Here is an 18,341-nt window from a genome sequence, read left to right on the forward strand (position 1 = left end):
ACCCTATTTCTCCGACTCCGCCCGGCAAAAGGGTCTCCCCATCCGGCGATATAACCGTTACCGTCGGTTACAGGGTCTGGTACCCGACCGTCAGAGGAGAACCATGGGCCACATCCATCGCACCGCGCTGGCGCGGACCGACGTCAGCACCGGCTTCGCCTACGTCGACGACTACCGCAACGTCCCGGACTGGATGTTCGGCGTGACCCGGTTCGACCCCGTGGGCCGGCAGTCGCAGGGGCTCGGCGCAATCTTCGACGTCACCCTGCAACTGGGCCCGAAAGCGCTGCACTCCCGGGTCCGGATCACCGAGTGGGAGCGGGACAGGGTGATCGTCCTCGACTCGATCGACGGCATCGAGAGCTCGTCCACCTGGCGATTCACCCAGACTCCGGACGGCGGCACCGAACTCGCCGTCGACTTCGACTACACGTTGCCCGGCGGACTGCTGGGCCGGGCACTGGCGAAGATCGTCGAACCGATCGTCGGCACCGCCATCGCCCAGACGGAGGCGACCCTGCGCGACAAGGTCGAGAAGCTGTCCGGTCCGCACGTCGACGCCTGAAACCCTGTCGCCCGGCCGGATCCGGGGCGACGATGGACACATCCGATCCGTGATCGAAGGAGGACGGCCGTGTCCACCACCCTCAGCCCCGTCGACGCGCTGGCCCAACGAATACTCGACGCGAGCCTGGCCGCGGTCGACCTGCTCGCGATACATCTCGGCGACCGGCTCGGGTGGTACCGGAGCCTGGCGTCGGACGGGGCGGCCACGGCGGGCGAGCTCGCCGCCCGCACCGGCACCCACCGCCGCTACGCCCAGGAGTGGCTCGAACAGCAGGCCGTGACCGGGATCCTGGACGTCGACGACACCGGCGACCCGGACAGCCGGCGGTTCGCACTCTCCCCCGCCGCCGCGGAGGTGCTGACCGACACCGCGAGCCTGGCCTATCTCGCGCCGCTGGCCCGAATGTTCGCCGGCGCGGCCGGTCAGCTTCCCGCGCTGCTCGACGCGTACCGGACCGGCGGGGGCGTGAGCTGGGCCGAATTCGGTTCCGACGCCCGCGAATCGCAGGCCGACATGAACCGGCCGTGGTACGAACGCGAGCTGGCTCCGGCGTTGGCGTCGGTGCCCGACCTGGACGCACTGCTGCGAGCACCGCACGCCCGGATCGCCGACATCGGGTGCGGCGGCGGCTGGTCGTCCATCGCACTGGCGCGCGCCTACCCGGACGCGACCGTCGACGGCTACGACATCGACGAGCCGTCCGTCGAGATGGCCACCGCCAACGCGGCCGCGGCGGCCGCCGACCGGGCGAGGTTCCACGCCGGCGACGCGGCCCAGCTACCCGCCGACACGTTCGACGTGGTGTTCGCGTTCGAATGCGTGCACGACATGCCGAATCCGGTCGCCGTTCTCGACGCCGCACGGCGGTCGCTGCGTCCCGGAGGGTGCGCGGTGATCATGGACGAGGCGGTGGCACCCGAGTTCGCCGCACCCGGCGACGAGACCGAACGCCTGATGTACGGCTTCAGCCTGTTCGTCTGCCTCCCCGACGGCATGAGCCACCCGCCGAGCGCGGGCACCGGAACCGTGATGCGGCCGGACACCCTGCGCCACTACGCCACCGAGGCCGGGTTCACCGGATTCGAGATCCTCCCGATCGAGAACTTCGGGTTCTGGCGCTTCTACCGCCTCAGCTGAAGGCGCCCCTCGTCCCGTTGAAAGAGCCGAAGGCCACCTTCGTCCCGTTGAAAGAGCCGAAGGCCACCTTCGTCCCGTTGAAAGAGCCGAAGGCCACCTTCGTCCCGCTGAAGGAGCCGAAGGCGCCTTCAGCCGAGGGGAGGTGGGTCAGGCGAGCAGGCCCCTGGCGATGTGGGTCACCTGGATCTCGTTGCTACCGGCGTAGATCATCAGCGACTTCGCGTCGCGGGCGAGCTGCTCGACCTTGTACTCCCGCATGTACCCGTTGCCGCCGAACAACTGAACGGCCTCCATCGCGACCTCGGTCGCCGCCCGCGACGAGTACAGCTTCATCGCCGACGCCTCCGCCAGCGACACCGGCTTGCCGGCGGCGGCCCGCTCCAGCGAGCTGAACACCATGTTCTGCACGTTGATCCGCGCCACCTCCATCTCCGCCAGCTTGAGCTGGATGAGCTGGAACTGCGCGATCTCCTTGCCCCACAGCTTCCGGTTCTTCGCGTAGTCGACGCACAGGCGCAGGCACTCGTTGATGATGCCGAGCGCCAGGTAGGCGATGCCGATGCGCTCGGCGGCGAACGATTCCTTGGCGCTCTCCCTGCCGTCACCCTTGGCCGGGTTCTCGGTCTCGCCGAGCAGCCGGTCCTTGGTGATCCGCACGTTGTCGAAGAACAGTTCCCCGGTCGGCGAGGAGTTCATGCCCATCTTCTTGAACGGCGCGCCCTGGGTGAAGCCCTCCATGCCCCGGTCGAGTACGAACCCGAGCACCGTGCGGTCGCGGCGGTCGACCGACGAATCGCCCTCGTCGAGCTTTGCGTAGACGATGACGACGTCCGCGTACGGGCCGTTCGTGATGAACGTCTTCTGCCCGTTGAGGATGTAGTCCTCCCCGTCGCGGCGCACGTACGACTTCATGCCGCCGAACGCGTCCGAGCCGGAGTCGGGCTCGGTGATCGCCCAGGCTCCGACCGTCTCCATCGTGACCAGCCCGGGCAGCCAGCGCTTCTTCTGGGCGAGAGTGCCCCGGCTGCGGATCGTGCCCGCGGCGAGCCCGAGGCTCACGCCCAGCGACGCGACGAGACCCAGGCTCACGCCCGCGATCTCGCTGTTGAGGATCGCGCCCATGCCACCCGCACCCGCCAGTGCACCCGACTTCCGGGACGACTCGGGGACGGTCTCGCCCCGCTCGCGCGCCTCGTCCCGCGCGAGCTCCTTCTCGAGCCCTTCGCGTGCCAGGTCGGCGATCCCGAAGGTGGTGTACAGCTTCCGGATGATGTCGTACGGCGGCAGCTCACCACTTTCGAGCTTGTCGACGTGCGGGGCGATCTCCTTGTCGATGAAGCCGCGGAGCGCGTCGCGGAACATCAGGTCGGTGTCGGACCACTCGAACATGTCAGGGACTCCAGGTGACTTCCACAACCAATGAATTCGCCGCAAATATAGAACATGTTCCGGTGCACACGACAGGGATCGCAGCCGAATTCGTCGGACACGGCGCGGACCTCACGCGGGGCGGCACAGCCGTCGCCGATACTCGTGACATGAGCTCACATCGCAGACCACTCGACCCCCGACTCCGCCTGCCGATCGTGATCGCGGCGCTCGTCCAGATCACGCTGACCGCCGCCGCACTGCGCGACCTCCGCCACCGGGACGCCGCACAACTGCGCGGACCCAAGAAGGTCTGGGCCGCCGCCTCGTTCGTGAACTTCATCGGGCCGATCGCGTACTTCACCTACGGCCGACGGCGCTCCTGACCCCGCCGATCGGGTCGTGGTCGGTCAGGCGACGCGCACGCGCCGCGCCCCGTGCTGGTGCCGACCACCGCTCAGGCGCCACGTCGAGTCCGGTGCCGCGCTGCCGGGGTGCCGGCGCTCGATGTTGAATTCGGTGATCGGAAGCCGTTCCAGCAACGGCGGATCGGCGCAGGGGTCGCCCGGCACACCCTGCTCGAGCATCGAGTAGGCGGTGTGGTTGACGGCCTGCACCGCCACCCGCAGTGCGGCGAGCGCGGTTCGCTCCGGACCGAACCGAGCGAGCGTGTGACCCCCCTGAACGGAGGTGCCGACAACGGCGTAGAACCGCCAGTCGGTGCCGCCGGCGGGGGTGCGGTCGTGGTCGATGCCTGTCGGCGTGGTGTCGGTCGCCATGATGCGCCTTCTTCCGTCTCCACTTCCCACATCGGATCCGTCGCATTCGACGTTAGCGCCGACCACCGACATGCTCGCGCCGCCACACCCGACATACGCGACGGTCGCCGCAACCCTCCCGTCGGGAGCATTGCGGCGACCGTGTGGATCCGCGGCCGGACCGCGGGGTGGCGAGCGTTCGTCAGTGCAGCATCACCGGGGCGGACTCCCCCGCCTCGGAGAGAACCGGCCTGGTCCGCGGCAGGAAGAACGCCGGGATGAGCGTGAGCAGCAGCAGCACCAGCGCGACCATGAAGGTGTTGCCGAACGCATCCGCGGCCGCGGACAGTCCCTGCTCCATCACATTCGGCGGCACCTGCGCGGCGATCGACGGGTCGTGCTGGGCGGCGGCGACGACCGCCGCCTCGGGACGATCCTTCATCTGGTTGGTCAGCACCACCGACATCGTCGCGGTGCCGACGGAGCCCGCGACCTGCTGGACGATGTTCATGAGCGTCGACCCGCGCGCGATCGTCTGGTCGGTGAGCGTCTGCATCGCCGCCGTCATGATCGGCATCATCGAGAAGCCCATGCCGAGACCCATGACGAACAGCGCACCGAGCAGCAGCGGGTACGGGGTGTCCGCACCGAGCTGGGTGAACACCAGCATGCCTGCGGACATCAGCACGACACCGCCGATGACGATCTTGCCGGGACCGATCCGGTCGACGAGGTTGCCCGCGATCGGCATCGTGACCATCGCACCCAGACCCTGCGGTGCGAGCAGCAGTCCGGCGGCCAGCGTCGTCTCGCCGCGCACCTGCAGGAAGTAGCTGGGGAAGAGCAGTCCGGCGCCCATGAACGCGATCACGAACAGACTGGACGTGATCACCGCGACGGTCAGGTTGCGGTTCTTGAACAGGTGCAGATCGATCAACGGGTGATCGGCACGACGCAGTGCGTGGAACACGAACGCGAGCACGAGCACAAGGCCGATCGTGCACGACACCACGACCCGCGTCGTGAGACCGCCGCCGCCCTCGGAGATCGAGGAGACACCGAACAGGAACAGCGCCAGACCGGGCGAGAGCAACAGCATGCCGACGAAGTCGAACGACTCGGACGGCTGAGGCTTGTCGGCGGGCAGCGCCAGGTACGCGGCGATCAGTGCGACGATGCCGATCGGCAGGTTGATCAGGAAGATCCAGTGCCAGGAGGCCGCCTCGATCAGCCAGCCGCCGAGAATCGGGCCACCGATCGGACCGAGCAGCATGGGGATACCGAGCACGGCCATCACGCGACCGACCCGGTGCGGACCGGCGGCCTTGGTCATGATCGTCATTCCGAGCGGCATCAGCATGCCGCCACCGAGGCCCTGGAAGACGCGGAACGCGATGAGGGACTCGATGCTCCACGCCATCGAGCACAGCACGGAGCCGGCCACGAACAGCACGAGTGCCGCCATGTAGAGGCGCTTGGTCCCGAAGCGGTCCGCAGCCCAGCCGGTGGCCGGGATGACGGCCGCCAACGCGAGGGTGTACGCGGTCATCGTCCATGCGACGGTCGCGTAGGTGGCGTCGAACTCCTGCATGAACGTCGGCAGCGCGACGGACACGACGGTGACGTCGAGGATCGACATGATGGCGCCGAGCACCACCACGCCCGCGATCTTGAGTACTGCGCTGTCGATCTTGTCCGAGTCCGCGGGGGTTCCCGGCGGTGTCGGCGTCGTCATGGGGTCTCCTGAGAGTGATGTCGTTGGGCTCGCAGGGCATCTCCGGCGAGCACGGTCTGCAGCGAATCGAAGAGCTGGTTGCGGTCGGATTGCGGGAGCCGTTCGGTGAACGACCGAACCTCCTCCCGCTGGGCTTCGATGTGTCCGGCGACGAGGGTATGCCCCGCCCCCGACAAGGAGATCCGCCGCACGCGACGGTCGCCCGGATCCTCACGCCGATCGAGCAACCCCTGCTGGAGCAGTTGCTCGACATTGCGTCCCGCCGCCGCGACGGAGAGATGCAGACGCGACGCGATCTCGTGGATCGCGACCGGCTCGTCGCACTGCGCGAGGGTGAACAGCGTGCGCACCTGGGAGAAGGACAGATCCAGTCCGACCAGGCGGTCTATCGCCTCTCCCTCCCCGATGCACAGGAGCCGGGTGATGAAGTCGGTCAACACCCGGAACAGCTGGTCTGGGGTCGTGGTCACCGCGCGATACTAACGATGACGCAACTATTGCTCAAATGCGATTGTTTGCGAGCGTCCCCACCCCGCCCGCTCGTCCGCTGCGACCACCTCTCGATCGGACCACGCGATCCCGGCGACGGGCAACCGAATATTGCCTGCCGTACACCCTGTCGTTTCCCGTGGCGGCTACGCTCCGACCATGGCAGCGGCCCCCCGGATCCTGATCCTGATGCGGCACGGCAAGTCCGCGTACCCCGACAACGTCGCGGATCACGACCGGCCCCTCGCCCGACGCGGCCTGCGTGAGGCCGCGCTCGCCGGCGACTGGATCCGCCGCACGCAGCCTCCCGTCGACGCGGTGCTGTGCTCGACGTCGACGCGCACCCGGCTGACCCTCGACGCCACCGGCATCGACGCCCCGACCGAGTTCAGCGATCTGCTCTACGGGGCGACCCCCGCGCAGGTACTGCACGAGATCGCCGGAACGAAGCCCGACGCCCGGACGTTGCTCGTGATCGGCCACGACCCCGGCATCCCCGGCGCCGCGACGGCACTCGATCCGCAGTCGCGGTTCGCCGCCCGGATCTCCGACAAGTTCCCCACGTCGGCGCTCGCCACCCTGACGTTCGACGACAACTGGGCCGGGATCCACGCGGCGCGCACGACACTGACCGCATTCCACATTCCGCGCTGACCGCACTCACCGGCCCGAAGCCCGGATCCCGGCTCAGCCCTTGGCGATTGCGACCATCTCACCGATGTCGAGCAGCTTGACGCGGGGCCGGCCCGCCGCCTTGCCGAGCTCCCGCTCACGCGCGTCGATCGCCTTCCACCCGGCCCAGTCGACCTCGTCGGGAGCACGCTCCGCGAGCAGCGAGACCAGCGCGTCCCGGTCGCCCTTCGGCGCGCTGAGCCGGTCGGCGGCGAGGTCCTCGAGGATCAGCGCGATGGTGTCGTGGGCGCACTGGCGGTTGGTGCCGATCACACCCGTGGGACCCCGCTTGATCCAGCCGGCGGTGTAGCTGCCGGGCACCGGGGTGTCCGAGCCGAGCTCGGTGATCCGGCCCCCGATGTTCGACAGGGTGCCCCGCGTCTCGTCGAACGGCAGGTCGGGAACGGGCAGCCCGCGGTAGCCGACCGAACGCAGCACCAGGCCGGTCTCGAGCAGGTCGGTGCGGCCGGTGCTGCGCGCCCGTAGCACTCCCGACTCGTCCGCGACGAGCTCGTTGTGGGCGACGAGCAGCCCGGTGACGTGCTCGGTTCCCTGCACCTCGACCGGTGACACCAGGAACCGCAACACGATTCGCTTCGGGTGCCCGGCCACGGGGCGGGCCGCGAACTCGCGCAGGATCTCGAGCTCGAGCTTCTTCACGGGATCGGCCGCGACCTCCGCGGCACTGACCTCGTCGAGTTCGAGATCGGCGGGGTCGACGACGATGTCGACACCCGGCAGGTATCCGAGCGCGAGCAGTTCCGGGTTGGTGAACGCGGCCTGTGCGGGGCCGCGGCGGCCGAGGAGGACGACCTCCTCGATCCCGCCGGCGCGCAACGCGTCGACCGCGTGGTCGGCCATGTCGGTCTTCGCCAGCATGTCCGGGTCGACGACGAGCAGCCGGGCCACGTCCAGGGCGACGTTGCCGTTACCGACGACGACGGCGCGACGACCCGACAGGTCGAAGGAGCGTCCGGCGTGATCGGGGTGGCCGTTGTACCAGGCCACGAACTCGGTGGCGGCGAAGCTGCCCGGCAATTCCTCCCCCGGGATACCGAGGTGGCGATCGCTCGGCGCGCCGACCGCGTAGATCACGGCGTGGTGATGTTCGAGGAGTTCGGCGTGGGTGATGTGCTTGCCGACCTCGACGTTGAGGTGGAGACGGAAGCCGGGCCGGCGGGAGACCTCGGCGAAGAGTTCGGTGACCGCCTTCGTCTCCGGGTGGTCGGGTGCGACGCCGGTGCGCACCAGCCCCCACGGCGTCGGGAGCCGGTCGAACATGTCGACCTCGACACCGGATCGTTTGAATGCCAGCAGTTCCCGCGCGGCGTAGAAACCGGAGGGTCCGGACCCGACGATCGCGACGCGGAACGGATCCTGGTCGGTCTTCGGGAACTTGAGCGGCCGGCCCGGGGCGACACCCTCGACGTCGCCCTCGGCGAACCAGTCGGCATTGATCGACGCGTACCGGGCCATCGTGTCGGAGAGGTCGTCGTCGCGGAAGATGGCGTCCACCGGGCAGGCGTCCACACACAACCCGCAGTCGATGCAGGTCTCCGGATCGATGTAGAGCATCTCGGTGGTCCCGAACGCCCGCTCGTCCGGCGTCGGATGAATGCAGTCCACCGGGCACACCTCGGTGCAACTGGCATCGTTGCAACAAGGCTGAGTGATCACGAACGCCACTGTCGACCCCCTCCAAACTAGAACATGTTCTCGATGACAATACTCGCGTAATGCGAGCTGCGTCACAGAGGATGTGATGGGGGCGACACCGAGGCCCTCGCGGCCGGTCAGGTCACTGACGGAACTTGCGCACCCCCAGCACGACCGCACCCACGAGGAGCACGAGCAGCAGGGACGGCCAGAAGCCGATCGCCCACCACAACACGCCGAATCCGATCACCACGGGAGCCGCGACGATCGCCGCGATACCCGGACTCTCCCGCACCGTTTCCAGCGCGGCCTGCGCCTTGACCCGGTCCACGTTCCTGCCTGCCATGTCCGCCTCCGCGTGTCCGACCCGAACCGATGTCCGGTTTGTCCCCCACGATAGACGCGTCACCCGAGCTCGGCTCGCCCCGTCTCGAGCACGTGGAGGCCGGGCGGCTGACGCGCCGGCGTCTCCCACCGCGTGGCGTAGTGGTCGAGAAAGATCCGGCCGACCAGCTCGCCTCGGCTGTGGACACCCGTCTTCGCGAAGATGGATTTGAGGTGGTCCTGGACGGTGAACGGAGACATGTCGAGGACGCGGGCGATCCCGCGGGTGTCGCGGCCCTGGGCGCAGTGCATCGCCACCTCGTTCTCCCGCTCGGTGAGCCCGTACGACAGCGCGACCACCGGAGCCACGTCCTGCGGGGTTGCCGGATGGATGATCACCGCGGTGCGCAGCGACCCACGATTGCCGACCAAGCGGGTGCCGTAGACGAGCAGCCACTGACCACCACGAGTCCGGATTCGGACGCGGGCCGCGAGCTCGAGCGGATCGGTGCCGAGCGGAATCGCGCGCGCACGGGCGGCGATCGCCTGCACCACCTTCGATTCGACCGGCCGCGCGGGAGGCGGTTCCTCGACGAACTCGCCGATCCAGTGCTCGGCCGCCGGCGAGATCGACTCCGGACGGTCGTCCTCGTCGAAGACCACCACGCCCGGTCCCCACTCCAACCCGGTCGGGGCGAACGACACCGGTTCTCCGAGCACCGTCCGGCGCAGCCCCGCCGCCAGCGACGGCGCCAGCGATCCCAGGACCCGGACGTCGTCCTCGGTGAACGGTGGCCGGCCGGCATGGCGCAGGAACGCCGCTGCACCCCAGTAGATTCCGCCGACGACCAGGGACACGCGCAGCTCGTCGCCGAATCCGTACCCCTCGTGCGAGCGATACCGCTCCGACCGGGACAGGTCGCCGCCGGTGTCGATGCTCGTCGAGCCGACGGTCTTCCCGCTGCGCGCGAGGTCCGCCCACTTGTTGACGTCGTCGATTTCGTACTCGTGGTGGGCGAGCCACGTCCCCGAACACTGCACGCCGCACGTGACACTGCCGGTGAACAGAATCGTGCCGGGGTCGATGGTGTGGGTGCAGTACGCGTCGAAGGAGATGGCGTCGGAGAGGGTGTCCGCGGCGGCCGCACTGAAGTCCACCCACGTCAGATCGCGATGACGCAGCCGTTCGATGGCGTCGCTGACATGCGACGACGCACCTCCCGTCACCATGCAAGGGTACCCCCGTCGCGGCCGCTCGCGATCCCAGAATCGTGGGATGGTCCCGCAACCGCGCACCCGAGCACGCTGGTTGTCGAGACGACGACGCGGTGCCCCGCGGAACAGGGAGCGGGACCTCCCGGCGCCGACGACGGACGGGACCGATCGTGAGCAACGACAAGCACCTCGGATACATCGGCGAACTGGCGGTCGCGCTGGGCATCGGACTTGCGGTGACCGCACCGGCAGGGGTGGCGACGGCCGACACCGCGGACAGAGACACCTCGTCGAGCGTCAGCTCGACCGGCGGCACGTCGGACAGCGGGGATTCGGACAGCGGGGATTCGGACAGGGGGCCGTCCGACCGCACGCCCCGTCGCGACCGCGGCAACTCGAACAGCGGCGACACGACCAAGAGCGACACGACCAAGAGCGACACGACCAAGAGCGACAGGACCAGCAGCGACAGGACCAGCGACACAAGGGGCGGCGGGTCGGGCGGCAGTGGCTCCGGCACGAGCGGCGCGGGCACCAACGGATCGGACTCGTCCACCGAGGACGCTCCCTCGTCCGACACGCAATCGTCGGACACGCCATCGTCGGGCACGGATTCGTCGGGCACCGACACCGGACCGGTCACGGGCGGCTCCACGCCCGGTGGCTCCGGGAGCGACGGAGCGGCAACCGGCAACTCGACGACATCCGACGAGTCGTCGGTCGGCGGCACGCAGGATCCGGGTACGACCACCTACGGCACCGGGTCGGTGGAACGGGACTCCACGACCGCCGACTCCGCGGGTTCCCCCACCTCCGATTCGACCGGCGGCGCTGCGTCCGACGCCGACGCCGACGCCGCCACCTCGCCGATCGTCCGGTCCGCGGACACGGCGGGGCGCAGTGCCACCGACGCGTCGACGTCGAACGCCGACCAAGGCCGCACACCGGCCCGGGCGCCGGACGGGACCGGCACGGCACCCGCCGCGGTCGGTGCCACGGCGGACGCCGCCACCCAGGGAATCACCCCGAACACACCGGGGGTGCCTCCCGCATCGCCGGTAACCGCAACACTTCCGGGATCGCCCGGCGCGACCGCATTCACGGACCTTCGCGGCGCTGCTCTCGGCACGACGCTCGTCGACCCGTCGACGTGGACGAGCGCGAGTGCTCCGACACCGCAGGCGCGCGAGGGCACCGAAGCCCGCATGCAGGCACTCACCTCGTCGCTTCCGAGCGCGTCCGGAGCGGTGGAGAAGGTCTCCAGCGTGGTGTCCAACGTGCTCGGCGCCATCGGACTGCGTCCGCTGGTGTCCACCGACCCGTTCCAGCCGATCGAGTCCCCGGCATTCTGGGCGCTGGCCGCCGCGTGGTGCCGTCGGCAGGAGAAGGCCACCCTCGTCGACACGACCGGGACCATGGCCGGTGCCAGGGTGACGAGCAGCGAGCCGAACACGGCGTTCGCCGCACTCTCCGGCGACACATTCGCCGCACCCATGTCCGTCAGCACGCTCGCCGCATCCACCGCCACGACCGAGCCGGTCGTCGGAGTGCCCGACCGCAACACCGGAACGGTGCTCGGCGCGGTCAACGCGTCCGGGAGCGGGCTCGCCTACACCGTCACCGATACACCCGACCGCGGCTCGGTCACCGTCGATCAGGCGACCGGCGGTTTCACCTACACCCCCACCCAGGCCGCACGGCAGACGGCGGCACTCGACCCGGTCGCCGACTACGACTCGTTCACCATCACCGTGACCTCGGGGCAGACCGGCACACCGGTGACCGTGCAGGTCCCGGTGTCGGCGGCACGCATGCAGGTCACACAGTCCACCGCCGTCGGTACGAGCCCCGCAGGTGCCGCGCTCGTCGGCACCACGGCGTACGTGGCGAACCAGGGATCGAAGAGCGTGTCCGTGCTCGGCGCCGACAACACCGTCGTCGCGACGGTGCCCGTCGGGACCTCACCGACAGGGGTCGCGGCGAACCCGGCGGGCACCCGGGTGTACGTCACGAACAGCGGCAGCCGCACGGTGTCGGTGATCGACACCTCCACCAACAAGGTCGTCGCCACCATCAGCTCCGGCATCGGCACCTCACCGACCGCGGTGGCCGTCAACCCGGCAGGTACCCGCGCCTACGTCACCAACAGCGGCAGCAACACCGTCTCGGTCATCGACACCAGCACCAACAAGGTCGTCGCCACCATCAGCACCGGCGCCACACCCAACGCCGTCGCCGTCAACCCCAAGACCAACCGCGCCTATGTCACCAACGCGGGCAGCCTGCTCTCCCCCGCCAGCGTCTCGGTCATCGACACCAGCACCAACAAAGTCGTCGCCACCATCCGCACCGGAATCGGCAACACCCCGGGAGCGGTCGCCGTCAGCCCCGACGGCACCCGCGTGTACGTGACCAACCGCGGCAGCAACACCGTCTCCGCGATCGACACCGCTACGAACAGCGTCATCGGCACCGTCGCGGTCGGCACACGCCCCACGGCCGTGCGGGTAGCCCCGGACGGCAGCACCGTGTACGTGGCCACCGACTCGGACAGGTTGCAGGTGATCGACACCGCGACCCGAACCGTGGTGTCCGACATCGGAATCGACTCGCCCGCCGAAGCCGGCGCGCACAGCATCGCCATCAGCGCAGATGGCTCGCGACTGCTGATCACCGACGCGGCCGACGCCCGAGTGCGGACGGCCGCCCTGACCCACGTGAACTCCGCCCCCACCGCAACATGGACGGTCGACGATCCACGTGCGTCGGACGGCGCCGTCGTCGTCACCCTGCGAACCAGCGACCCGGACGGCGACCCGGTGACCTTCACCGTCACGGCGCCGGGGTCCGGGACCGTCGTCTCCGACGGCATCGGGACGCTCACCTACACCCCGACCGCCGCGGCCCGCGACCTGGCCCTGACGTCCGACCAGGATGCCGCCCAGTTCACCCTCACCGCCAGCGACGGCCTGAACCCGACGAATCTCGTTGTCACCGTTCCGATCCTGGCGTCCCAGCCACCGGGAGACTTCGACCTCGAATCCACGGCCATCACCCTGGCAGGTCCGATCGACGCGACTCTCGTCGGCGGCAATGTCTATGTAGTCGGCGTGGAAGGCTTCGTGCGAGTGATCGACGGGCACACAGGCGAGTTCCTCGGGGAGCCGATCGCGGTCGACTGGTGGTCGACGTCGATCGCGGCCGCCCCGGACGGCGACCGGGTATACGTCTACAGCCAGTGGAGCAGCGCCCTGTTGGTGATCGACACCGCGACGAATGCCGTGGTCGGCGCGATCTCCGTTCCCTTCGGCGAGTATGCGGAGATGGTCCCGGCGCAGGAGATGGTCGTCAGCCCCGATGGGGGTCGCCTGTACACCAGTGGAGACGACGGCAACCTATCAGTGTTCGACACCGCGACGAACAGTCTCGTTTCGTCGCAATCACTCGGGTATTTCACCGATCTCGACATCAGCACAGACGGTCGATATCTGTACGGCACGAGCGGGCCCACGACGACCGCGGACCCAGCGACAATCAGCGTGATCGACACCGAAACCATGACCACGATCGCTACCACCGCGCTCGGACCCCATTGGGACCACACGGCAATGAGTGGCGCATACGCCGACATCACCCGCAATGCAACAGTCGACGCGGAGAGGACGCGGCTGTACGTCACCTACCACGTCAGTACGGTGGAACGCGGCGCCGGCGGCGGTGGTGGCCAGTACGTCACCGACAGCACCGGCGGAACCTGGCGCATCACCGGTGGATACGGCGCTGTCGCGGTGATCGACATCGATCCGGCGAGCGCCACGTACGGCGAAGAGATTGCGACCGCCCAACTGACCGGCGACGCGCAGGGCCTGACGCTGAGCGCCGACGGGAGCCTGGCGTACGTCAGCGGGGGCGACGGCCGAACCGTCACGGTGCTCGACACCACCTCCCTCACCGTTGTCGGCACTTTCGAGACCGACACGGACGGATCGAACGGGATACCCCCGCGGTCGGTGCTGCTCTCGGGCGACACGCTGTACGTCACCGACTACCACGACGGCGCCGTGTACGCGGTCACCGGCATTCCCGTGGGCCAGTCGGCGGCGACGTCGGTCTGAGCGCCGTGCCCGCCCCGTCGCACTGCGAAAGCCGAAGGGAGATGATCCGAATGACCGTCCTCGTCGTCACAGGTGCCGTACTGGCCGTCGTCATGATCCTCGGTCTCGTCGGTGACCGGACGATGGACTTCTACGCGGCGGCGGTGCAGACGACCGCCCGCGACCGGGACCGGGCCGCGGCCCGTGCCACCCGGGCGAGGGCGAGAGAGGCCAGGCGCCGCCCCTCCCGACGTCCGTACCGGACCCGCGACCTGCGCTTCGCGTAGCGCCCAACGCCGAACGGCCCCGCACTCACGAGGAGTGCGGGGCCGTTCGGGTGGAACGCGGAGCGCCTACCGGTAGTCGGTGCTGAATCCGTAGTCGTCCAGCGGAACCGCAGCACCGGTGCCCTGGCCGAAGCCTTCCGGGCTGTAGTACTGGTCGTCGTAGGACGGTACGGCGTACGCCGCGGCGCGCGCCTCCTCGGTCGGCTGCACCTGGATGTTCCGGTACCGGTTGATGCCGGTGCCGGCCGGGATGAGCTTACCGATGATGACGTTCTCCTTGAGACCGATCAGCTTGTCCGAGCGGCAGTTGATCGCCGCGTCGGTCAGCACGCGAGTGGTCTCCTGGAAGGACGCCGCCGACAGCCACGAATCGGTCGCGAGCGACGCCTTCGTGATACCCATCAGCACCGGGCGACCCGACGCGGGCTCGCCGCCCTCGGCGACGACGCGGCGGTTGCTCGCCTCGAACTCGGCGCGCTCGACCAGCGAACCGGGCAGGAACTCCGTCGCACCCGAGTCGATGATCGTGACGCGACGCAGCATCTGGCGCACGATGACCTCGATGTGCTTGTCGTGGATCGACACACCCTGGCTCCGGTACACCTCCTGGACCTCGTTGACGAGGTGGATCTGCACCTGACGGGGGCCCATGACACGCAGCACCTCGTGCGGATCGGCAGCACCCTCCATGAGCTGCTGACCGACCTCGACGTGGTCACCGTCCGCCAGCAGGCGCTCGGAACCGTCGTCGTGCTTGAACACGCGCAGACGCTGACGCTTCGACAGCTTGTCGTACACGACCTCTTCGCCGCCGTCGTCCGGGACGATGGTGATCTTGTAGAAGCGGTCGCCGTCCTCGAGCTGCACGCGGCCGGTGACGTCGGCGATCGGGGCCTTGCCCTTCGGGACGCGGGCCTCGAACAGCTCCTGGACACGCGGCAGACCACCGGTGATGTCGGCCGCGCCGGCCGCACCACCCTGGTGGAACGTACGCATCGTCAGCTGCGTACCGGGCTCACCGATCGACTGGGCGGCGACGATACCGACGGCCTCGCCGATGTCGACGAGCTTGCCGGTCGCCATCGAGCGGCCGTAGCAGGTCGCGCAGACGCCGGTGCCGGTGGTGCAGGTGAGCACGGAGCGCACCTTCACCTCGGTGACGCCGGCGGCGAGCAGCGCGTCGATCGCCGGGTCGCCCAGGTCGTGGCCACGCTCGACGATCACGTTGCCGTTCTCGTCGACCGCGTCCGCGGCCAGGGTGCGGGCGTACGTCGAGGTCTCGACGTGCGCGTCGCGGATGACCGAACCGTCGTTCTGCTTCTCCGAGATGGTGGTGATGATGCCGCGCTCGGTGCCACAGTCGACCTCGCGGACGATGACGTCCTGCGAGACGTCCACCAGACGGCGGGTCAGGTAACCCGAGTCGGCGGTGCGGAGAGCGGTGTCGGCCAGACCCTTACGGGCACCGTGCGTGTTGATGAAGTACTCGAGAACGGTCAGGCCCTCCTTGAAGGAGGACTTGATCGGACGCGGGATGAACTCACCCTTCGGGTTCGTCACCAGGCCCTTCATGCCGGCAAGCGACCGAACCTGCGTCATGTTGCCGGCCGCGCCGGACTTCACGATCATCGGGATCGGGTTGTTGTCGGGGAAGTGCGCCTCCATGGCCTTGCCGACCTCGTCGGTCGCCTCGGACCAGATCTTGACGAGAGCACTGTTGCGCTCGGCGTGGTTGAGCGCGCCGCGCTGGTACTTCTTCTCGATCTGATCGGCCTGCGCCTCGAACGCCTCCATGATCTGGGGCTTCTCCGGCGGCACCAGAACGTCCGAGATCGACACGGTGACACCCGAACGGGTGGCCCAGTAGAAACCGGCGTCCTTGAGCTTGTCGACGGTCTGCGCGACCACGATCATCGGGTAGCGCTCGGCGAGATCGTTGATGATCGTCGCCTGACGCTTCTTCGGCATCTGCTCGTTGACGAACGGGTAGTCCGCCGGGAGCAGCTCGTTGAACAGCACGCGACCGAGGGTGGTCTCGGCGACCCAGCCGTCACCGTAGTTCCAGCCCTCGTCGCCGAACAGCTCGGCTTCGCGCTCGGCGGACGGACGCTGCGTGGTCAGCCGCACCTTGATCTTCGACTGCACCGACAGCGCGCCGCGGTCGACGGCCATCTGCGCCTCGGCCGGCGACGAGTACACACCCTGCTCGGGAGCGTCCGCGGTGGCCGCGGTGAGCTCGCCGACGGCGCCCTCGTCCAGACGCGTCAGGTGGAACAGGCCGGTGACCATGTCCAGACGCGGCATGGCCAGCGGGCGACCCGACGCGGGCGAGAGGATGTTGTTCGACGACAGCATCAGGATGCGGGCCTCGGCCTGCGCCTCCGCCGACAGCGGCAGGTGCACGGCCATCTGGTCACCGTCGAAGTCGGCGTTGAACGCCTCACACACGAGCGGGTGCAGCTGGATGGCCTTGCCCTCGACGAGCTGCGGCTCGAACGCCTGGATGCCGAGGCGGTGCAGCGTGGGAGCACGGTTGAGCAGCACGGGGTGCTCGGCGATGACCTCTTCGAGGACGTCCCACACCTGGGCCCGCTGCCGCTCGACCATCCGCTTGGCGGACTTGATGTTCTGCGCGTGGTTCAGGTCCACCAGACGCTTCATCACGAACGGCTTGAACAGCTCGAGCGCCATCAGCTTCGGCAGACCGCACTGGTGCAGCTTGAGCTGCGGACCGACGACGATGACCGAACGGCCCGAGTAGTCGACGCGCTTGCCGAGCAGGTTCTGACGGAACCGGCCCTGCTTGCCCTTGAGCAGATCGGACAGCGACTTGAGCGGGCGGTTGCCCGGCCCCGTCACCGGCCGGCCGCGACGGCCGTTGTCGAACAGCGCGTCCACGGACTCCTGCAGCATCCGCTTCTCGTTGTTGACGATGATCTCGGGAGCACCGAGGTCGATCAGGCGCTTGAGGCGGTTGTTGCGGTTGATGACGCGGCGGTACAGGTCGTTGAGGTCGGAGGTCGCGAAGCGGCCACCGTCGAGCTGCACCATCGGACGCAGCTCCGGCGGGATCACCGGGACGGCGTCGAGGACCATGCCCATGGGCGAGTTGCCGGACTGCTGGAACGCCGCGACGACCTTGAGCCGCTTGAGCGCACGCAGCTTCTTCTGGCCCTTGCCGCTGCGGATGGTCTCGCGGAGGCTCTCGGCCTCGGCGTCGATGTCGAAGTTCTCCATCAGCTTCTTGATGGACTCCGCGCCCATCGCGCCGGTGAAGTACTCGCCGTAGCGGTCGACCAGTTCGCGGTACAGCGACTCGTCGACGATCAGCTGCTTGGGAGCCAGCTTCGTGAAGGTGTTCCAGATCTCCTCGAGACGGTCCAGCTCACGCTGGGCGCGGTCGCGGAGCTGACGCATCTCCCGCTCGCCGCCGTCCTTGACCTTGCGACGCACGTCGGACTTGGCGCCCTCGGCCTCGAGCTCGGCGATGTCGGCCTCGAGCTTCTGCGCGCGGGCCTCGAGGTCGGCGTCACGCTGGTCGGCGACGGTCTTCTTCTCGACCTCCATCTCCGCCTCGAGCGTGGACAGCTCGTTGTGACGCAGCTCGTCGTCGACGCCGACGATCACGTACGCGGCGAAGTAGATGATCTTCTCGAGATCCTTCGGCGCCAGGTCCAGCAGGTAGCCGAGCCGGCTCGGGACACCCTTGAAGTACCAGATGTGGGTGACGGGAGCGGCGAGCTCGATGTGGCCCATCCGCTCACGACGCACCTTCGCGCGGGTCACCTCGACGCCGCAGCGCTCACAGATGATGCCCTTGAAGCGGACGCGCTTGTACTTGCCGCAGTAGCACTCCCAGTCCCGGGTGGGGCCGAAGATCTTCTCGCAGAAGAGGCCGTCCTTCTCGGGCTTGAGCGTGCGGTAGTTGATGGTCTCCGGCTTCTTGACCTCGCCGAAGGACCACTGCCGGATGTCCTCCGCGGTGGCCAGGCCGATACGGAGTTCATCGAAGAAGTTGACGTCGAGCACGTAACTTCC

General features: G+C 68.6%; 14 protein-coding genes. 6 read left to right on the forward strand and 8 right to left on the reverse strand.

Annotation, left to right across the window (positions count from 1 at the left end; translation table 11 throughout):
* The first annotated feature begins 103 nt into the window (after positions 1 to 103).
* Both ACFYVR_RS11590 and ACFYVR_RS11595 read left to right on the forward strand, forming a co-directional pair.
* Positions 104 to 565 (forward strand): SRPBCC family protein, encoded by a 462-nt coding sequence (locus ACFYVR_RS11590; protein ID WP_387472901.1) that lies wholly within the window; start codon positions 104 to 106, stop codon positions 563 to 565.
* Between the two features lie 69 nt (positions 566 to 634).
* Positions 635 to 1,705 carry a methyltransferase domain-containing protein gene (locus ACFYVR_RS11595; protein ID WP_387472903.1) on the forward strand — a complete coding sequence of 357 codons (1,071 nt, stop codon included), beginning with the start codon at positions 635 to 637 and terminating at the stop codon, positions 1,703 to 1,705.
* A gap of 147 nt (positions 1,706 to 1,852) precedes the next feature.
* On the opposite strand, the gene ACFYVR_RS11600 is transcribed toward ACFYVR_RS11595, so the two are convergent.
* Positions 1,853 to 3,094 (reverse strand): acyl-CoA dehydrogenase family protein, encoded by a 1,242-nt coding sequence (locus ACFYVR_RS11600; RefSeq protein ID WP_387472905.1) that lies wholly within the window; start codon positions 3,092 to 3,094, stop codon positions 1,853 to 1,855.
* A 149-nt stretch (positions 3,095 to 3,243) separates the two neighbouring features.
* Here ACFYVR_RS11600 and ACFYVR_RS11605 point away from each other — a divergent pair, with 149 nt between their 5' ends.
* A complete protein-coding gene (locus tag ACFYVR_RS11605) occupies positions 3,244 to 3,459 on the forward strand; it encodes a hypothetical protein (protein ID WP_387472907.1) in 216 nt (71 codons plus the stop codon).
* Between the two features lie 24 nt (positions 3,460 to 3,483).
* Here ACFYVR_RS11605 and ACFYVR_RS11610 read toward each other — a convergent pair whose 3' ends face one another.
* From ACFYVR_RS11610 to ACFYVR_RS11620, 3 genes are all read right to left on the reverse strand, one after another.
* Positions 3,484 to 3,852, reverse strand: coding sequence for a hypothetical protein (locus ACFYVR_RS11610; RefSeq protein ID WP_387472909.1), 369 nt, complete (start codon positions 3,850 to 3,852; stop codon positions 3,484 to 3,486).
* Positions 3,853 to 4,033: 181 nt separating this feature from the next.
* Positions 4,034 to 5,566: a DHA2 family efflux MFS transporter permease subunit gene (locus tag ACFYVR_RS11615; protein WP_387472911.1), complete on the reverse strand. Its 1,533-nt coding sequence runs from the start codon at positions 5,564 to 5,566 to the stop codon at positions 4,034 to 4,036.
* Complete coding sequence (locus ACFYVR_RS11620) at positions 5,563 to 6,036, reverse strand: MarR family winged helix-turn-helix transcriptional regulator (protein ID WP_387472913.1); 474 nt, start codon at positions 6,034 to 6,036, stop codon at positions 5,563 to 5,565. The genes ACFYVR_RS11615 and ACFYVR_RS11620 overlap by 4 nt, the downstream gene beginning before the upstream one ends.
* 178 nt (positions 6,037 to 6,214) lie before the next feature.
* Here ACFYVR_RS11620 and ACFYVR_RS11625 point away from each other — a divergent pair, with 178 nt between their 5' ends.
* Positions 6,215 to 6,709: a SixA phosphatase family protein gene (locus ACFYVR_RS11625; RefSeq protein WP_387472915.1), complete on the forward strand. Its 495-nt coding sequence runs from the start codon at positions 6,215 to 6,217 to the stop codon at positions 6,707 to 6,709.
* Positions 6,710 to 6,742: 33 nt separating this feature from the next.
* On the opposite strand, the gene ACFYVR_RS11630 is transcribed toward ACFYVR_RS11625, so the two are convergent.
* The 3 genes from ACFYVR_RS11630 to ACFYVR_RS11640 form a co-directional block, all read right to left on the reverse strand.
* A complete protein-coding gene (locus tag ACFYVR_RS11630) occupies positions 6,743 to 8,413 on the reverse strand; it encodes a 4Fe-4S binding protein (protein WP_387472917.1) in 1,671 nt (556 codons plus the stop codon).
* 112 nt (positions 8,414 to 8,525) lie between these two features.
* Complete coding sequence (locus tag ACFYVR_RS11635; protein ID WP_387472919.1) at positions 8,526 to 8,729, reverse strand: hypothetical protein; 204 nt, start codon at positions 8,727 to 8,729, stop codon at positions 8,526 to 8,528.
* Between the two features lie 59 nt (positions 8,730 to 8,788).
* Positions 8,789 to 9,934: a LuxR C-terminal-related transcriptional regulator gene (locus ACFYVR_RS11640; protein WP_387472921.1), complete on the reverse strand. Its 1,146-nt coding sequence runs from the start codon at positions 9,932 to 9,934 to the stop codon at positions 8,789 to 8,791.
* A 158-nt stretch (positions 9,935 to 10,092) separates the two neighbouring features.
* Between ACFYVR_RS11640 and ACFYVR_RS11645 the strand changes: the two genes are divergently transcribed.
* Positions 10,093 to 14,037 carry a beta-propeller fold lactonase family protein gene (locus ACFYVR_RS11645; RefSeq protein ID WP_387472923.1) on the forward strand — a complete coding sequence of 1,315 codons (3,945 nt, stop codon included), beginning with the start codon at positions 10,093 to 10,095 and terminating at the stop codon, positions 14,035 to 14,037.
* Between the two features lie 50 nt (positions 14,038 to 14,087).
* Positions 14,088 to 14,303 (forward strand): hypothetical protein, encoded by a 216-nt coding sequence (locus ACFYVR_RS11650; protein ID WP_387472925.1) that lies wholly within the window; start codon positions 14,088 to 14,090, stop codon positions 14,301 to 14,303.
* Positions 14,304 to 14,369: 66 nt separating this feature from the next.
* Here the strand turns inward: ACFYVR_RS11650 and ACFYVR_RS11655 are convergent, their stop codons facing one another.
* Complete coding sequence (locus ACFYVR_RS11655) at positions 14,370 to 18,332, reverse strand: DNA-directed RNA polymerase subunit beta' (protein ID WP_387472927.1); 3,963 nt, start codon at positions 18,330 to 18,332, stop codon at positions 14,370 to 14,372.
* Between the last annotated feature and the right edge of the window lie 9 nt (positions 18,333 to 18,341).

This window comes from Rhodococcus sp. NPDC003318 (assembly GCF_042879035.1).
Classification (GTDB): domain Bacteria; phylum Actinomycetota; class Actinomycetes; order Mycobacteriales; family Mycobacteriaceae; genus Rhodococcus_G.

Excerpts from the sequence above, each read along its gene's own strand:
- ACFYVR_RS11605 (WP_387472907.1), top strand. The coding sequence starts at position 3,244 with ATGAGCTCACATCGCAGACCACTCGACCCCCGACTCCGCCTGCCGATC.
- ACFYVR_RS11590 (WP_387472901.1), top strand. The coding sequence starts at position 104 with ATGGGCCACATCCATCGCACCGCGCTGGCGCGGACCGACGTCAGCACC.
- ACFYVR_RS11625 (WP_387472915.1), top strand. The coding sequence starts at position 6,215 with ATGGCAGCGGCCCCCCGGATCCTGATCCTGATGCGGCACGGCAAGTCC.
- ACFYVR_RS11635 (WP_387472919.1), bottom strand. The coding sequence starts at position 8,729 with ATGGCAGGCAGGAACGTGGACCGGGTCAAGGCGCAGGCCGCGCTGGAA.
- ACFYVR_RS11610 (WP_387472909.1), bottom strand. The coding sequence starts at position 3,852 with ATGGCGACCGACACCACGCCGACAGGCATCGACCACGACCGCACCCCC.
- ACFYVR_RS11650 (WP_387472925.1), top strand. The coding sequence starts at position 14,088 with ATGACCGTCCTCGTCGTCACAGGTGCCGTACTGGCCGTCGTCATGATC.
- ACFYVR_RS11615 (WP_387472911.1), bottom strand. The coding sequence starts at position 5,566 with ATGACGACGCCGACACCGCCGGGAACCCCCGCGGACTCGGACAAGATC.
- ACFYVR_RS11600 (WP_387472905.1), bottom strand. The coding sequence starts at position 3,094 with ATGTTCGAGTGGTCCGACACCGACCTGATGTTCCGCGACGCGCTCCGC.